This is a genomic window from Massilia sp. TSP1-1-2 (assembly GCF_049896185.1).
GTDB lineage: Bacteria > Pseudomonadota > Gammaproteobacteria > Burkholderiales > Burkholderiaceae_D > Telluria_A.
Genome location: NZ_JAFCTU010000022.1, coordinates 68220 through 83737, shown reverse-complemented (window position 1 = coordinate 83737; position 15518 = coordinate 68220). Strand labels below are relative to the sequence as shown.

Sequence of the window (15518 nt, the reverse complement as noted above, 5' to 3'; positions counted from 1 at the left end):
ACTTGAGCCTTACTTGAGCCTTACTTGAAACAATACTTGCGAAAATGAATGTAGTATTACTTTATTGGCAACTTAGTCGTATTCTTGACCTCTTCCATCACCGCATACGTGTGGGTTTCCCGCACACCTTTTTGCAACAAAGTCTTCCCCAGGAACTCCCGGTACGCCGCCATGTCCTTGACGCGCGCCTTGACCAGGTAATCAAAGCCGCCCGCCACCATGTGACATTCCAGTACCTCGGGGATCAGTTGTACGCTATTCTTGAAGGCATCGAACACTTCGGGCGTGGTGCGGTCGAGCACAACTTCGATGAACACCAGCAGGGAAACGTCGAGCAGCTGGGGGTTCAACTGGGCCGTGTAGCCCATGATGTAGCCCGATTCATGCAGCTTGCGCACCCGCTCCAGACAGGCCGCCGGCGACAGGTTGACCCGCGCGGCAAGTTCCACATTGCTGATGCGGCCATCGCTCTGCAACTCCGAAAGGATCTTCTTGCTGATCTTGTCCAACATTTCCCATGCTCCTTTATTAATATAATTTGGTTAAATTGTCTCACCAAAAACAATCTATGGCTAGTCTTCTGTAATACCAGAATTAATCCAGAAGAAATGGCTCTACAATCGAATCATTGTGCCGCGCATGGCTCGTTGCGCGGCTGCTTTTATTCTTTTAGTCCATTCCTGCAAAGACTCTTCATGCACATCGCCGCCGTATTGGCCCCCGTTTCGGCCCCCGTTCCCGGCTCACCGCCCATCCCTTTCGCCGCTTTCCAGGCCGAAACCGCCCACACCGTCACGCCGCTGCGCGCCGCCATCACCGCCGCCTACCGCCGCGATGAAGCCGAGGCCGTCAGCTGGCTGCTGGCCCAGCCGGCGCGCGCGCATGCCGACGCCCATGACCTGGCGCACCGCCTGGTGTCGGCCGTGCGCAGCAAGCGCACCCGCGCCTCGGGCGTGGACGCGCTGATGCACGAGTTTTCGCTCTCGTCCGAAGAAGGCGTGGCGCTGATGTGCCTGGCTGAAGCGCTGCTGCGCATTCCCGACAGCGCCACCGCCGACCGCCTGATTGCCGACAAGATCAGCAAGGGCGACTGGCGCAAGCACCTGGGCGAGTCGCCTTCGCTGTTCGTCAACGCCGCCACCTGGGGTTTGCTCATCACCGGCAAGCTGGTCGACACCAGCAGCGAAACGGGCTTGGGTTCGGCGCTGTCCAAACTCATTTCGCGCGGCGGCGAACCGCTGATCCGCAAAGGCGTGGACCTGGCCATGCGCATGCTGGGCAATCAGTTCGTTACCGGTCAGACAATCGACGAAGCGCTCAAAAACAGCCGCGATAACGAAGCGCGCGGCTACCGCTATTCGTACGACATGCTGGGCGAGGCGGCGCTGACCGAAGCGGACGCCAAAAACTATTATGCCTCGTATGAAAAAGCCATCCACGCCATCGGCAAGGCATCCAATGGCCGCGGCATCAAGGATGGCCCAGGGATTTCGGTCAAGCTGTCGGCACTGCACCCGCGCTACAGCCGCGCCCAGCATGCGCGCGTGATGAAAGAATTGCTGCCGCGCCTGCGCAGCCTGGTCCTGCTGGCCAAAAAATACAATATCGGCCTCAATATCGACGCCGAAGAAGCCGACCGCCTCGAGATCTCGCTCGACCTGATGGAAGCGATGGCCTTCGATCCCGGTCTGGCCGGTTTTGACGGCATCGGCTTTGTGGTGCAGGCTTACCAGAAGCGCTGCCCGTTCGTGATCGACTACCTGGTGGACCTGGCCCGGCGCAGCGGGCGCAAGTTCATGGTGCGCCTGGTGAAGGGCGCCTATTGGGATGCCGAGATCAAGCGCGCCCAGGTCGATGGCATGCCCGGCTACCCGGTCTACACGCGCAAGGTCTACACCGACGTGTCGTATCTGAACTGCGCCAAAAAGCTGTTGGCCGCAACTGACCTGATCTACCCGCAGTTCGCCACCCACAACGCGCACAGTCTTGCCGTGATCTACACCTGGGCCAAGGCCGACGGCGTCGACAACTACGAATTCCAGTGCCTGCACGGCATGGGCGAAACGCTGTACGACCAGGTGGTCGGCGCCGAAAACCTGGGCAAGCCATGCCGCATTTACGCGCCGGTCGGCTCGCACGAAACGCTGCTGGCCTACCTGGTGCGCCGGCTGCTGGAAAACGGCGCCAACTCCTCGTTCGTGAACCAGATCGTCGACCAGAAAGTCGCCATCGACAGCCTGATCGCCGACCCGTACAAAGCGTCGCGCGAGCAGGGCGGCGTGCCGCATCCGGGCATTGCGCTGCCGCTGCAGCTGTTCGGCGCCGAGCGCGCCAACTCGGCCGGGCTGGACTTGACCAATGAAGACGTGCTGCGCACGCTGGGCCGCGCGCTGGCCGAGGCGCGCACTTACGAGGCCACGCCGCTGATCAACGGCCAGCAAAGCGAACACCAATGGCTTGATATCCACAATCCGGCCCAGCATCTCGACATCGTCGGGCGCGTGGCCGAGGCCAGCGCGGACGATGTCGACACTGCGCTCGAAGGCGCGGCCGCGTACGCGATGGACTGGCAGACCACGGCGCCATCCGAGCGCGCCGCCATCATTGCCAACGTGGCCAACCTGTTCGAGGCCAACTGCGCCGAGCTGATGGCGCTGGCCGTGCGCGAGGCAGGCAAGTCGCTGCCGAACGCCATTGCTGAAATTCGCGAAGCGGTCGACTTCCTGCGCTATTACGCCGCGCAGGTTGACGGCACCCCGAACGTGCTGGCGTTGGGACCGGTCGCCTGCATCAGCCCATGGAACTTCCCGCTGGCGATCTTCACCGGCCAAGTTGCCGCGGCGCTGGCCGCTGGTAACGTGGTGCTGGCCAAGCCGGCCGAACAAACCCCGCTGATCGCGTTTCGCGCGGTGCAGCTGTTTTTGGAAGCGGGTGTTCCACGTGGAGCACTGCAGCTGCTGCCCGGCCGCGGCGAGATCGTCGGCGCGCGCTTGACCAGCGACGCGCGCGTGCGCGGCGTGATCTTCACCGGCTCGACCGAGGTGGCGCAGCTGATCAACCGCACGCTGTCACAGCGCGGCGTGAGCGAGAACAACGAGATCGCCCTGATTGCCGAAACCGGCGGCCAGAACGCGCTGATCGTCGACTCGTCGGCACTGCCCGAACAGGTGGTGCAGGATGTGATGACGTCCGCCTTTGACAGCGCCGGCCAGCGCTGCTCGGCGCTGCGCGTGCTGTTCCTGCAAGAAGACATCGCAGAAAAAACCATCCGCATGCTGATGGGAGCGATGCAAGAGCTAAGAGTCGGCAATCCCGACCGCCTGGCCACCGACATCGGCCCCGTTATCGACGCCGAAGCGCAAAAGAACCTGCAAGACCATATCGCGCGCCTGAAAAAAACCGCCAAGGGCCACTTCGACCTGGAGCTCGACCCTGGCCTGGCGGCGCAAGGCACCTTTGTCGCGCCCACCGTCTTTGAAATCGGCTCGCTGTCGGAGTTGACGCAAGAAGTATTTGGCCCCGTGCTGCACGTGATCCGCTACAAGCGCGCCGACCTGGGCAAGATCGTCGAGTCGATCAACGCCACCGGTTTTGGCCTGACGCTGGGCGTGCACACGCGGATCGATGAAACGATCGACTTCATCACCGCGCGCGCGCATGTCGGCAATATCTACGTGAACCGCAATATCGTGGGCGCGGTGGTGGGCGTGCAGCCGTTTGGCGGCGAAGGCAAATCGGGCACCGGTCCCAAGGCCGGCGGCCCGTTGTACATCAGGCGCCTGCAACGGGGCGCGCAGGCGCTGGCCGAGCACGAGCGCAAGGCGGCGCCCGGCCTTGACGCACTGCTGGCGTGGGCCCGCACCCACGGCCAGGAACGCGTGCTGTCGCTGGCCGAACAGTACATGCGCACCACGCTGGTGGGCACAGCCATCACGCTGCCGGGGCCCACGGGCGAGCGCAACACCCTCGCGTTCGCGCCGCGTGGCGCCGTGCTGTGCGCCGCCACCAGCATTGGCGTGTTACTCAATCAACTGGCTGCCGTGCTGGCGACCGGAAACCGCGCCGTGGTAGTGGCCCCAAGCGCCGACGTGATCCCGCAAGGCTTGCCGGCTGAAGTAAAGGAGAGGATCGATTTCGCAGGCAGCATCGGCGAATGCAAAATACCGTTCCAGATCGCTTTGGTGGAAGCGGAGCTGGCCGACGAACTGCGGCCCATGCTGGCTGCGCGATCTGGCGCGATTATCGGCGTGATCGACACCACCGAAGAAGGTGCGATTGCGCTATGGCGCCTGGTGGCCGAACGCGCCCTGTGCGTGAACACGACTGCGGCTGGCGGCAACGCAAGCCTGATGACGCTGGGTCTGTAATAGTAGGAACTGTAAAAAAAACCGAATCAAACCTTGGAGGAAGACATGATCGTAGGCGTACCAAAAGAGATCAAGAATCACGAATACCGAGTCGGACTGACGCCCCCAAGTGTGCGCGAGCTCACGTCGCGCGGCCACCAGGTGCTGGTGCAAAAAAACGCGGGCGCCGAGATTGACCTGTCTGACGAGCAGTACGTTGCGGCCGGCGCGCTGATGATCGACACGGCCAAGGAAATTTTCGCGCGCGCCGACATGATCGTCAAGGTCAAGGAACCGCAGCCGGGCGAATGCGCGATGCTGGGCGAAGGGCAGATCCTGTACACCTATCTGCACCTCGCGCCGGACCCTGAGCAGACCGCCGCGCTGGTCAAGTCGGGCGCGGTGTGCATCGCGTACGAAACCATTACCGGCGCCGGCGGCGGCTTGCCGCTGCTGGCTCCCATGAGCGAAGTGGCGGGGCGCATGGCGATCCAGGCCGGCGCCGCCCACCTTGAAAAATCCAAGGGTGGCATGGGCTTGCTGCTGGGCGGCGTGCCGGGCGTGGCTGCCGGCCATATTGTCATTATCGGGGCCGGCGTGGTGGGAACGAACGCGATGCAGATGGCCGTTGGCACCGGCGCGCGCGTGACAGTGCTCGACAAGAGCATCGATCGCCTGCGCCAGCTTGACCTGGTGTATGGCAACCGGATCTCGACCCAGTATTCGAATGCGCAATCGATCGAAGAAGCGGTGCTCTCGGCCGACCTGGTCATTGGCGGCGTGCTGGTGCCGGGCGCCGCGGCGCCCAAGCTGGTCACGCGCGACATGATCTCGCGCATGAAGCCGGGGGCAGTGGTGGTGGACGTGGCGATCGACCAGGGCGGGTGCTTCGAGACGTCGCACGCGACCACGCATGCCGATCCGACCTATGTGGTGGACGGCGTGGTGCACTACTGCGTGGCGAACATGCCAGGTGCAGTGGCGCGCACATCGACTTTTGCGCTCAATAACGCGACCATCGGGCATGCGATCGCGCTGGCCGGCAAAGGCTGGCAAAAGGCGCTGGCCGATGATCCGCATTTGCGCAATGGCTTGAATGTGTGCAAAGGAAAGGTGACCTACGCGGCCGTGGCGCAGGATCTGGGGTATGAATATACGCCGGCCGAGAGCTTGCTGACCTGATGCTGCATCGTCCTCGCGAAACGCGGGGACCCATGGAACTGACGAGTCATGTTTCCCTTGAATCGAGCTGCTTGCTGTAACGAATTGATTCGAATCGAACTATTGGCATCCGTTCTATGGGTCCCCGCTTTCGCGAGGACGATGTGGGATGAGCGCTATTTACCCTGCAGCCGCTTTCAGATCCCGGCACACCCGCATTACGATATGAAACGCGTACTTTGACGCAACCGCCTGCACAAACCGCATGAAATCATGCGCCGCCCCTTCATTGGCGTTGTCCGAAATCGTCCTGATCACCGCAAACGGCACGCCCAGTTCAAAACATACCTGCGCCACCGCCGCGCCTTCCATCTCCACCGCCAGCAAGCCCGGTAACGCCGCCCCAAGCGCATTGACCTGCTTGGCACAGCTGATGAACTGGTCCCCGCTGGCAATCAGCCCCCGATGCAGCCTGGGCGAGCGCAAGCCGAAATCCTGGCGCTCTCCCGCCGCGATCGCCTCCTCGAAATCCAAAGCGAGGAAAGTTCCCGCCGCGCTCGCCACCAGATTACTCAAATGCTGGTCCGTCGCAAAATGCGACACGCCGGTCAACGGCACTTCAAACTTGGGAAACAGGGGACTGGCATCCATGTCGTACTGCAGCAGCGCATCGGCCACCACGATATCGCCCACCTGGACCCCGGCATCTCCCGCCCCGGCCACGCCCGTGAACAAGATATGCGATACCCCAAACTTTTCCACAAGCATGGTCGCCGTCGTTGCGGCGGCAACCTTGCCAATGCGCGACAACACGCACACAGCGTCGATCCCGGCAATGCTGCCTGCCGTGTAGCCTCGCATGCCATGCATGACCCTGGTGGCCCCTTGCATGGCCTCCACGAGCCCTTGCTGCTCCTCTTCAAGCGCGCTGATGATTCCTAAACGCATTTTGATTCCACTTTTTTACGCATTACTCGTAACGTAAGGCATCAATCGGGTTCAGGTTGGCCGCCTTGGCCGCCGGCATGATGCCAAACACGATGCCCACCAGGCTGGAAAAGCCCAGCGCCATCAGGATGGCCCACCATGGCACCACGGCGCTGGGAAATTCCGGAATGATTTTGGACACCCCAAAGCCGATCGCGTAACCCACGCCCAGCCCGACTAGGCCCCCCAGCAGCGAGAGCGTGGTCGCTTCGATCAGAAATTGCAGCAGGATATGGTGGCGCTGCGCGCCCAATGCCTTGCAGATGCCAATTTCCCGGGTGCGCTCGGTCACCGACACCAGCATGATGTTCATGATCCCGATTCCCCCCACCAGCAGCGAAATACTGACAATGCCGCCCACCACCAGCGTCAGCGTGCTGATCATGCCTTCGAACATGTCGCTCATTTCTTTGGCGGTTTGCACTTTGAAGTCGTTCGGCTGGCCCGGCTTGAGGTGGTGCGCCGTGCGCAGCAAGTTTGTCAGCCGCGCCTGAACCGCCTCGAGCTGTTCGATGTCATTGACGGTCAAACTGATGCCGATATTGAGCTTGGCGCTGTTGCCGGCGATGGCGGTGCCCACTGAAAACGGCATCAGGACGTAATCATCCTTGTTCATGCCCATCATCTCGCCTTTTTCTTCGCCCACGCCAATGATCTTGAACCACTCGCCGCCGATTTCAATGAAGGTCCCCACCGGATTGTCGACCAGCTTGAGCTTTTTGCGCACTTCGGCGCCTATAAAGCAGACCCGGCGGCGAGACTGGTCGTCGCTCTTGCGCAGAAAGCGCCCTTGCTGCGGCTCGACCTGTTGCGCCTGCTGATACGCCTCCGTCACGGCCATCACCCGGGTCACGGTCGATTGACTGCCGTAACGCACCGCGGCGCTCATCGAAAACGGCATGAAATACGGTGAAACGTCACTGACATCGTCAACGTGCGCAACAATTGTCTCGTAATCGGTCAGGCTCAGGATATTTTCCTTTCCCTGCATCGCTTCCGCAAACGACGTTTCGGCCCGCACCGACAAGCTGTTCGCACCGAGTCCCTTGAAATTATCGCTGATCGACGCCGACAAGCCTTGCAGGATGGACACCACGGCAATCACCGAAGCGACGCCGATAATAATGCCCAAGGAGGTGAGAAAACTGCGAAAACTGTGCGCCCGTATGCTCTGCAGCGCCGAGCGGAACGATTCGATCATGCTAAACATGGCCGCGCTCCCGTGAACGGAAGGCGGTCTGCACCGTGTTGACAACATCGCTCTGGACCTTGCCATCGGCCAGCCGCACCGCGCGCCGGCAATGAGCGGCAATATCGGGCTCGTGGGTGACGATAATGACGGTCTGGCCTTCGGCATGCAGCGTGTCGAACAGGCTCATGATGTCGGCGGCGGTGGCGGAATCGAGGTTGCCGGTAGGCTCGTCGGCCAGCAAAATGGAAGGCTCGCTGCACAGCGCGCGGGCAATCGCCACCCGCTGGCGCTGGCCGCCAGACAATTGATTGGGCAAGTGATCGAGCCGGTTTTCCAGTCCTACCCTGGCCATGGCCAGCGTGGCCCGGCGGGCGCGTTCAGCCGGACGAATGCCGCGGTAAATCAGCGGCTGCATCACGTTTTGCAGGGCGGTCGCCCGCGTCAGCAAATTGAAACTCTGGAAAATAAAGCCGATTTCCTCGTTGCGGGTGCGCGCCAGGTCGGACTCGCTCATGCCGGCCACATCGCGACCGTTAAGAAAATACTTGCCCAGTGTGGGGGTGTCGAGGCAACCGAGGATATTCATCATCGTCGACTTGCCCGATCCGGACGAGCCGATGAAGGCAATGTACTCGTTGCGCGCAATCTCCAGGTCGATCCCGTTGAGCGCGGCAATGGTTTCTCCCCCCATTTGGTAGTGCTTGGCGATACCTTGCAGGCGAATCAGCGGCTCTCCGGTACTCATGCCTTCAACTTTGCCGGTTCGCTTGCGCCTTTCGGCAGATCCGTTGTAACGCGGTCGCCCTGTTTCAGGTAGCGCAGGATTTTATAGGGGCCGGTGATGACGCTTTCGCCTTCCTTCACGCCCGACAGGATTTGCTGTTGGCTGTCGTCCGATACGCCGATCGTCACGATCCGCTTTTCCGCTTTGCCGGCATTGTTGACGAAGACGTAGTACTCGGTTTTGACCTCGATCTTTTCCTTGTTACCTTTTTTCTTTGGCGCCACTTCCGTGTTTTCATCGTTATTCGACAACACTGCCTGCAGAGGCAGCGCCAGCGACTTGTCCGAGCTCGCCGTAAAAATTTCAGCGCGGCACGTCATGCCTGGACGCAGCGTCAGATCCTTGGTGTCGGACAGCTTGACCTTGATGTTGTAATTGCGCGCCAGCGAAGCGCCGCCCTGGCCCTGCGCCACATTTGTCTTTGGCGACAGGGGAATGGTCAGCACTTCGCCCTTGATCGGCGTATCCGGGTAGGCGGCAGTATGGATCTGCACTTCCTGCCCCACGGTAATTTTCGCGATGTCGCCTTCATCCACATTCACTTCGGTGATCATGGTCGACGTGTTGGCGATCGTCATCAGGCTGGAACCGGCGATGCTGACCTGGCTGGCCACGGCCGTTTCGCCCACCTTGATGTCGAGCGCCGTGATGGTCCCGGAAATGGGCGACTTGATGTTGGTCTTGGCCAGGCGTTCATTGGACTGCTTCAAAATCGCTTCGACCTGTTCCAGGCGCGAACGGCTGTTGCGCAACTCGATGCGCGCAGCGTCTACCGCATAGCGTGCATCGTCGATTTGCACGTCAGCAATCATTTTCATGCGATGCAGCTCAACTTTGCGCTTGTACTGGTTTTCCTGGTTGGACAGGTTCAGCTGTTGCTGCTCGATCACGATGCGCTGCTGGCGTACCGCAGCTTCTTGCTGAGCAACTTCCGCGCGGTAGCTCTGGTCGTCCAGGTGCAGCAGCAAGTCACCCTTGGACACTTTCTGCCCTTCCTTGACGAAAATGGTGTTGACCTTGCCGATCACTTCGGGCGACAGCAACACTTGTTCCTCATACAACAAGTGCCCGGAAGCGAGAATCGACGACTTGATGTCCCTGAAGGCGATTTTGTCGACTTTCACCGAGCGCGCCGGATCTTGACGCGTCATTTTCACGACAACCGGCACGCACAGCGCGGCGACGATTGCCGCCCCAACGACATATTGCTTTTTCATGCTGCCTTGCTCAGTGCGTAGGCGAACCAGATCCCGTAAATGATTGCATAAGGAATCAAGACGACCTTGATGGCGGTGCCACGGGCAACTTTCGCCCATACCTGGAAGCCGATGACAGTCAGGAAAACACTCCAGAGACTGGTCAAATTGATGCTGTCGAGCACCCCAGCCATCGGATGAGTCATTTCATGATGAAAAAACAGTTGGTTGACCGACAGCGGATTGAGTTCTGAAAAGCTCAGCTGTCCACCGGACGCCAAGACAATCGCGACCGCACCCAAGGGCAGCATCAGCAGCCCAGGTACGGATGCCCAGGCCGACAGCGCAAAACCGGTCCCAAAGCTGACATCCTTGTTGATGAATTTCCCAACCATCATGAAATACAGGCCAAAGACGGCGCACACAGCCGGATACATCGCGACGGTGCTGATTAGGGTAATGATTTGCATCATGCCTTTGGTCATCATGCCCTTCGCCTGCTCACGCTGGGCAGCGTCCTTCACGGTGGCGAACATTTGGTCCATCAATCATGCGAAATCGACCACGTTGAAATACCAGGTCATCAAGGCCATTGCAGTGACGATGAGCAACACCAGCGGCGGCCAGGCGTGGCGCTTAGGTTCCAGCATGGCAAAAGCGCGGCTTGGATCATAAAACATCGTACCCAGGGCACTCACAGGAGAAGCATTGCTTGCGGTATCCGTCGACTTGGTCAATTCCATTGTTTGCTTGCTTGAAAGTGGTCGTTTTGTAAAAGTGTTTCGATCAGGAATCGCAGAATAGCATAGGCATTAACAAGAATATCAACTTTGATGCTCATGCATATCAAAGTTTTTTTGTAGAGGCTTTTTCTTCTTGTTCGCCTGGTTTACTGTTTTATATAAAGGTATGTATACAAAATTAGTAGTGATAGTAAACAAGAGAAAAATTGTGGATAAGTCTGTTTACCCGAAGATTTTCAACGACTTGGGTGACCTTGAACTAGCTGTACAAGTTTTGTATCAAAGAGGGATGACTGTTGGATAGATTTTTGACTGTACTCAAGTAGCGCGGTTTTGCACAACGAGTCCTGTGGATATCCAATGACTTATCCACAGCTGGCGCTTGGTGTCTGCTTGTTGTTTTTTTGTTGTGCAAAAAAGGAAACTTGCTGCCGGTGACTTTTTTCGGTGTTTTTCGCGTCTCGGATTTTTTTTTCGGTCTTTGTTTGTTTACTTAAAAAGGTAATATATATCTTTAATAGTAGTTGTTAACGCAGGCACATTTCTGTGGATAAGCCATTTTTTTCTTTTGTAAACAAGCGCTTGCAAGAAGTATAAAGGGGAAAGTAAGCCTGTATCCGGCTGGGGCCAATTCTGGACAAAAATGAGCCTGTGCATAAAACCGACTTTATCCACAATCGACACCTGTGGATATCCAAACACTTATCCACAGGGGTATCACCATGAAACTGCATGAGCTGTTCAAGTTCCCCATCATCCAGGGACCGATGGCCGGAGGCGCTTCCGGGCCTGCCCTGGTTGCCGCTGTTTCCAACGCGGGCGGGCTTGGTTCCTTCGCTGCCTCGTTGCTGACGCCGTCTGTGCTGCGCGACCAGGTCGCCGTCATCCGCAACTTGACCGACCAGCCTTTCTTGCTGAACTTGTTCGTACAAGAAACGCCGGCGCCGTCCGCGGCCGAAATCGACGCGGCGGTCCAGTTGCTCGCACCTATTTACAAGAGCCTGGGCTGGGACAGCTTGCCCATGCCTGAAAAATGGTGCGAAGACTTCCATGCCCAGTTCGATGCTTTGATCGCGCTGCGTCCCGCAGCTGCCAGCTTTACTTTTGGCATATTGACGCCGGCTCAGGTCGAGCGGCTGCACGATGCGGGCATCTTTGTCATCGGCACCGTCACCAGCGTTGCCGAAGCGCTGGCCTGGGAGAGCGCTGGCGCCGATGCCGTGGTTGCTTCCGGTATCGAAGCGGGCGGCCACCGCGGCACCTTTATTGGCGCCCAAGAAGATTCCATGCACCCGTCAAGGGAGTTGTGGCCGCAAGTAGCCGCATCGGTGGGCATACCCGTCATCGCCGCCGGTGCCATCATGACCGGGATCGATATCAATGAAGCGCTCGCACAAGGTGCCCAGGCAGTACAGATGGGCAGCGCGTTCCTGGTGTGCGACGAATCCGGCATCAACGCCACCTACCGCCGGGCCTTGATCGATGCCGACGATACGCCCACCCGGCTGACCCGCGTTTTTTCCGGGCGCTATGCGCGCGGACTGGAAAACCGTTTCATGCGCGAAATGCAGGACCTCGAAGCGCGCGTTCCCGCGTATCCTGTTCAAAATGCGTTGACGACGGCAATTCGCGCCGCCGCCGCCAGCCGGGGCGATCCTGAACTGATGTCGCTCTGGGCTGGCTCGGAGATAAAACGTGCGCGGCCCTTGCCTGTTGCCAGGCTGATGCAAACGCTGGTGGCTGAAATGCGTCACTAGCGTTATCACAATGAGATGAGGAGTGAGTTTGGAATCTGCCGGTGAATACGATTACATCATTGTCGGGGCTGGCACTGCCGGCTGTGTGTTGGCCAACCTCCTGAGCCGCAACCGCGACGTCGACGTGCTGCTGATTGAAGCGGGCGGACGCGACGATTACCTGTGGATTCACATTCCCGTGGGCTACCTGCATTGCATCGGTAATCCGCGCACTGACTGGCTTTACCAGACTGAACCGGACGCCGGCTTGGCCGGAAGAGCGCTGATCTATCCGCGCGGCAAGGTGCTGGGCGGCAGCTCATCCATCAACGGCATGATCTATATGCGCGGCCAGTCGCACGACTATGAACGCTGGGCCGACGCCACGGGCGATGGATCCTGGTCCTGGGACCACGTCTTGCCGATGTTCATGAAAAGCGAAGACTATTACGGCGGCAGCGGTCCCGTCCACGGAACAGGCGGCGAATGGCGGGTGGAAAAGCAGCGTCTGTCGTGGCCGATCCTCGACGCCTTTCGCGATGCGGCCGAGCAGGTCGGCATTCCCAAGACGAGCGACTTCAATGGCGGCGACAATTTCGGCTGTAATTATTTCGACGTCAACCAGAAGCGCGGCATTCGCTGGAACACGGCCAAGGCCTTCCTGAAACCGGCGGCATCGCGCCCGAACCTGACGATCATGACCGGCTGCCACGTGGAACGGTTGATCATCGACGATGGCGAGCATGGCAAGGTGTGCAGTGGCGTTCAATTTACCGGCGGTGGCACCGCGTGGACGGCGCGGTCCCTGCGCGAGACTATCCTGACTGCGGGCGCCATCGGCTCGCCGCAACTATTGCAATTGTCCGGCATTGGACCGGCGGGGGCATTGCAGCAGCATGGCGTCAAGGTCCATGTCGACGCGCCCGGCGTTGGAGAAAACCTGCAAGACCATTTGCAACTGCGGATGATTTTTAAAGTCAGCAACGCCAAGACGCTCAACACCAGCGCGGCAACTTGGTACGGCAAGATGAAAATAGGGCTCGAGTATGCCATGTTCCAGAGCGGACCCATGTCGATGGCGCCTTCGCAACTGGGCGCCTTTGCGCGCTCCGATCCCGGCCAGGCTACCCCCGATTTGGAATACCACGTGCAACCGCTGTCGCTGGAAAAATTCGGCGACCCGCTGCATGCGTTTCCGGCGTTCACGGCCAGCGTGTGCAACCTGCGGCCCACGTCCCGCGGCCATGTGCGCATTGCCTCGAACGATTCCTACGCGGCGCCAAAAATCACGCCCAATTACCTCAGTACGCCGGAAGACCGCAAGACAGCCGTGGCCGCACTGACGCTGACCCGCGCCATCGCCGCCGCCCCGGCGCTGGCGCGCTATGCGCCGGTCGAATTCACGCCAGGCATTCATTACCGGACGCAAGAAGAATTGGCCGAAGCGGCAGGGCTGATTGGCACGACCATTTTCCACCCGGTAGGCACGTGCAAGATGGGAAAAGCGAACGATGCGATGGCCGTCGTCGACAGCCAATTGCGCGTGATCGGCGTGCAGCGCCTGCGCATTGTGGACGCGTCGATCATGCCGTTCATCACGTCCGGAAACACGAATTCGCCGACGCTGATGATTGCTGAAAAGGCCGCCCAAATGATCGTCAATACGCCCTGAAAATGGTGCGAGTTTCCCTATACGGAAAGGTAGTTATACCGTATTGTGAGCAAAAACCAATCTGTGTATTATCTGTCTAAAATTATTTTTCAAGTGCGCAGTCAAGCTTAGAAAAACGGAGACACGATGACAGACGTCATTCTGGAAACACGAAACCTGACCAAGGAATTCAAGGGTTTCACCGCAGTCAGTGACGTTAGTTTGCAGGTGCAGCGCGGCCATATTCACGCGCTGATCGGCCCCAATGGGGCCGGTAAAACCACCTGCTTTAACTTACTCACCAAGTTCCTGGTGCCCACTTCCGGCCAGATCATTTTCAACGGCAAGGACATCACGGCGGCCAAGCCGGCGCAGATCGCACGCATGGGCGTCATCCGGTCGTTCCAGATATCGGCTGTGTTTCCGCACCTCACCGTTTTGCAGAATGTGCGTATTGGGCTGCAGCGCGAGCTTGGCACGTCTTTCCATTTCTGGCAGAGCGAACGTTCGCTGTCGCGGCTCGACGAGCGCGCCATGGAATTGCTGACCGAAGTCGATCTGGCGTCCTTTGCCGACACCGTCACGGTGGACATGCCCTACGGGCGCAAGCGGGCGCTTGAAATCGCCACCACGCTGGCGATGGAACCGGAGCTGATGCTGCTCGATGAACCGACGCAAGGCATGGGCCACGAAGACGTGCACCGCGTCACTGAGCTGATCAAAAAAGTGTCTGCCGGCCGCACCATCCTGATGGTTGAACACAATATGAGCGTGGTCGCCGGCTTGTGCGACAAGATTTCAGTGCTGCAGCGCGGCGCCATGCTGGCCGAAGGCACGTATGCCGAGGTATCGAAAAATCCGCAAGTCATGGAAGCGTACATGGGAACAACGGACGTGCTGGAAGGAGCGCACTGATGGCGGCGGCGCTCGAGATAACAAACTTGCAGGCGTGGTACGGCGAGTCGCACATTTTGCACAATGTGAACCTGAGCGTGAACCAGGGCGAGGTGGTCACGCTGCTTGGCCGCAATGGCGCCGGCCGCACCACCACACTGCGCGCCATCATGGGCTTGACCGGCGCGCGCAAGGGTTCCATCAAGGTCAACGGCGTGGAGGCGATCGGCCTGCCGACCCACAAGATTGCCCACCTCGGCATCGGTTACTGCCCGGAAGAACGGGGCATTTTTTCCTCGCTGTCGACCGAAGAAAACCTGATGCTGCCGCCGCAACTGAGCGGCGCGGAGAAGGGCATGTCGGTAGCGGAAATCTACGAGATGTTTCCCAACCTGCAGGAGCGCCGCAACAGCCAGGGAACGCGATTGTCGGGCGGCGAACAGCAGATGCTGGCCGTGGGCCGGATTCTGCGTACCGGCGCGCGCCTGCTGCTGCTGGACGAAATTTCCGAAGGGCTGGCGCCCGTGATCGTGCAAGGTCTTGCCCGCATGATTACCACGCTCAAGTCCAAGGGCTACACCATCGTCATGGTGGAACAGAATTTCCGCTTCGCCGCACCGTTGGCGGACCGGTTTTACGTGATGGAGCACGGTCAGATCGTGGAGACCTTCGCTTCGTCGGAATTGAACGCCAAGATGCCGGTCTTGACCGAGCTGCTGGGCGTGTAACTGGATCGACACGTTGCACCCATAAGTTGCACCCATAAGTTGCATCCACGAGTTGTAGCCATGAGTTGTACCCATGAGTTGTACGCATGAGTTGTACGCA

Annotated in this window: 13 protein-coding genes; 6 read left to right on the top strand and 7 right to left on the bottom strand. The window is 59.3% G+C overall.

What is annotated here, in order from left to right:
• Positions 1-56: 56 nt before the first annotated feature.
• Complete coding sequence (locus tag ACP7BV_RS18460; RefSeq protein WP_126073517.1) at positions 57-512, bottom strand: Lrp/AsnC ligand binding domain-containing protein; 456 nt, start codon at positions 510-512, stop codon at positions 57-59.
• Between the two features lie 183 nt (positions 513-695).
• On the opposite strand from ACP7BV_RS18460, the gene putA reads away from it, so the two are divergent.
• Both putA and ald read left to right on the top strand, forming a co-directional pair.
• Entirely contained in the window at positions 696-4367 is a 3672-nt protein-coding gene (putA, locus tag ACP7BV_RS18455; protein WP_426105879.1) for a trifunctional transcriptional regulator/proline dehydrogenase/L-glutamate gamma-semialdehyde dehydrogenase, read from the top strand.
• A gap of 45 nt (positions 4368-4412) precedes the next feature.
• A complete protein-coding gene (gene ald / locus ACP7BV_RS18450; RefSeq protein ID WP_426105877.1) occupies positions 4413-5528 on the top strand; it encodes an alanine dehydrogenase in 1116 nt (371 codons plus the stop codon).
• A gap of 159 nt (positions 5529-5687) precedes the next feature.
• Here ald and ACP7BV_RS18445 read toward each other — a convergent pair whose 3' ends face one another.
• The 6 genes from ACP7BV_RS18445 to ACP7BV_RS18420 are packed head-to-tail and all read right to left on the bottom strand — an operon-like array spanning position 5688 to position 10409.
• A complete protein-coding gene (locus tag ACP7BV_RS18445) occupies positions 5688-6455 on the bottom strand; it encodes a 5'-methylthioadenosine/adenosylhomocysteine nucleosidase (protein WP_426105875.1) in 768 nt (255 codons plus the stop codon).
• 22 nt (positions 6456-6477) lie between these two features.
• Positions 6478-7704 carry an ABC transporter permease gene (locus ACP7BV_RS18440; protein ID WP_426105874.1) on the bottom strand — a complete coding sequence of 409 codons (1227 nt, stop codon included), beginning with the start codon at positions 7702-7704 and terminating at the stop codon, positions 6478-6480.
• Complete coding sequence (locus ACP7BV_RS18435; RefSeq protein ID WP_426105873.1) at positions 7697-8431, bottom strand: ABC transporter ATP-binding protein; 735 nt, start codon at positions 8429-8431, stop codon at positions 7697-7699. Before ACP7BV_RS18435 ends, ACP7BV_RS18440 begins: the two co-directional genes overlap by 8 nt.
• On the bottom strand, positions 8428-9687 hold the full coding sequence (locus ACP7BV_RS18430; RefSeq protein WP_426105871.1) for an efflux RND transporter periplasmic adaptor subunit: 1260 nt from the start codon (positions 9685-9687) through the stop codon (positions 8428-8430). The genes ACP7BV_RS18435 and ACP7BV_RS18430 overlap by 4 nt, the downstream gene beginning before the upstream one ends.
• Entirely contained in the window at positions 9684-10202 is a 519-nt protein-coding gene (locus ACP7BV_RS18425; RefSeq protein ID WP_426105869.1) for a YIP1 family protein, read from the bottom strand. The genes ACP7BV_RS18430 and ACP7BV_RS18425 overlap by 4 nt, the downstream gene beginning before the upstream one ends.
• Before the next feature lie 12 nt (positions 10203-10214).
• A complete protein-coding gene (locus ACP7BV_RS18420; protein ID WP_426105868.1) occupies positions 10215-10409 on the bottom strand; it encodes a hypothetical protein in 195 nt (64 codons plus the stop codon).
• Between the two features lie 722 nt (positions 10410-11131).
• Here ACP7BV_RS18420 and ACP7BV_RS18415 point away from each other — a divergent pair.
• The 4 genes from ACP7BV_RS18415 to ACP7BV_RS18400 all read left to right on the top strand — a co-directional run bounded on the left by ACP7BV_RS18415 (position 11132) and on the right by ACP7BV_RS18400 (position 15418).
• A complete protein-coding gene (locus tag ACP7BV_RS18415) occupies positions 11132-12166 on the top strand; it encodes an NAD(P)H-dependent flavin oxidoreductase (protein WP_426105867.1) in 1035 nt (344 codons plus the stop codon).
• A 28-nt stretch (positions 12167-12194) separates the two neighbouring features.
• The gene (locus ACP7BV_RS18410; RefSeq protein ID WP_426105865.1) at positions 12195-13817 is read left to right on the top strand and encodes a GMC family oxidoreductase; all 1623 of its coding nucleotides are present in this window, start codon (positions 12195-12197) and stop codon (positions 13815-13817) included.
• A gap of 126 nt (positions 13818-13943) precedes the next feature.
• Positions 13944-14711 carry an ABC transporter ATP-binding protein gene (locus ACP7BV_RS18405; RefSeq protein WP_426105863.1) on the top strand — a complete coding sequence of 256 codons (768 nt, stop codon included), beginning with the start codon at positions 13944-13946 and terminating at the stop codon, positions 14709-14711.
• The gene (locus ACP7BV_RS18400; RefSeq protein WP_426105861.1) at positions 14711-15418 is read left to right on the top strand and encodes an ABC transporter ATP-binding protein; all 708 of its coding nucleotides are present in this window, start codon (positions 14711-14713) and stop codon (positions 15416-15418) included. The genes ACP7BV_RS18405 and ACP7BV_RS18400 overlap by 1 nt, the downstream gene beginning before the upstream one ends.
• Positions 15419-15518 lie beyond the last annotated feature (100 nt).

Coding starts and splice junctions, on each gene's coding strand:
- putA (WP_426105879.1), top strand. CDS start 696: ATGCACATCGCCGCCGTATTGGCCCCCGTTTCGGCCCCCGTTCCCGGC.
- ACP7BV_RS18405 (WP_426105863.1), top strand. CDS start 13,944: ATGACAGACGTCATTCTGGAAACACGAAACCTGACCAAGGAATTCAAG.
- ACP7BV_RS18445 (WP_426105875.1), bottom strand. CDS start 6,455: ATGCGTTTAGGAATCATCAGCGCGCTTGAAGAGGAGCAGCAAGGGCTC.
- ald (WP_426105877.1), top strand. CDS start 4,413: ATGATCGTAGGCGTACCAAAAGAGATCAAGAATCACGAATACCGAGTC.
- ACP7BV_RS18400 (WP_426105861.1), top strand. CDS start 14,711: ATGGCGGCGGCGCTCGAGATAACAAACTTGCAGGCGTGGTACGGCGAG.
- ACP7BV_RS18460 (WP_126073517.1), bottom strand. CDS start 512: ATGTTGGACAAGATCAGCAAGAAGATCCTTTCGGAGTTGCAGAGCGAT.
- ACP7BV_RS18440 (WP_426105874.1), bottom strand. CDS start 7,704: ATGTTTAGCATGATCGAATCGTTCCGCTCGGCGCTGCAGAGCATACGG.
- ACP7BV_RS18415 (WP_426105867.1), top strand. CDS start 11,132: ATGAAACTGCATGAGCTGTTCAAGTTCCCCATCATCCAGGGACCGATG.
- ACP7BV_RS18430 (WP_426105871.1), bottom strand. CDS start 9,687: ATGAAAAAGCAATATGTCGTTGGGGCGGCAATCGTCGCCGCGCTGTGC.
- ACP7BV_RS18425 (WP_426105869.1), bottom strand. CDS start 10,202: ATGTTCGCCACCGTGAAGGACGCTGCCCAGCGTGAGCAGGCGAAGGGC.
- ACP7BV_RS18420 (WP_426105868.1), bottom strand. CDS start 10,409: ATGGAATTGACCAAGTCGACGGATACCGCAAGCAATGCTTCTCCTGTG.
- ACP7BV_RS18435 (WP_426105873.1), bottom strand. CDS start 8,431: ATGAGTACCGGAGAGCCGCTGATTCGCCTGCAAGGTATCGCCAAGCAC.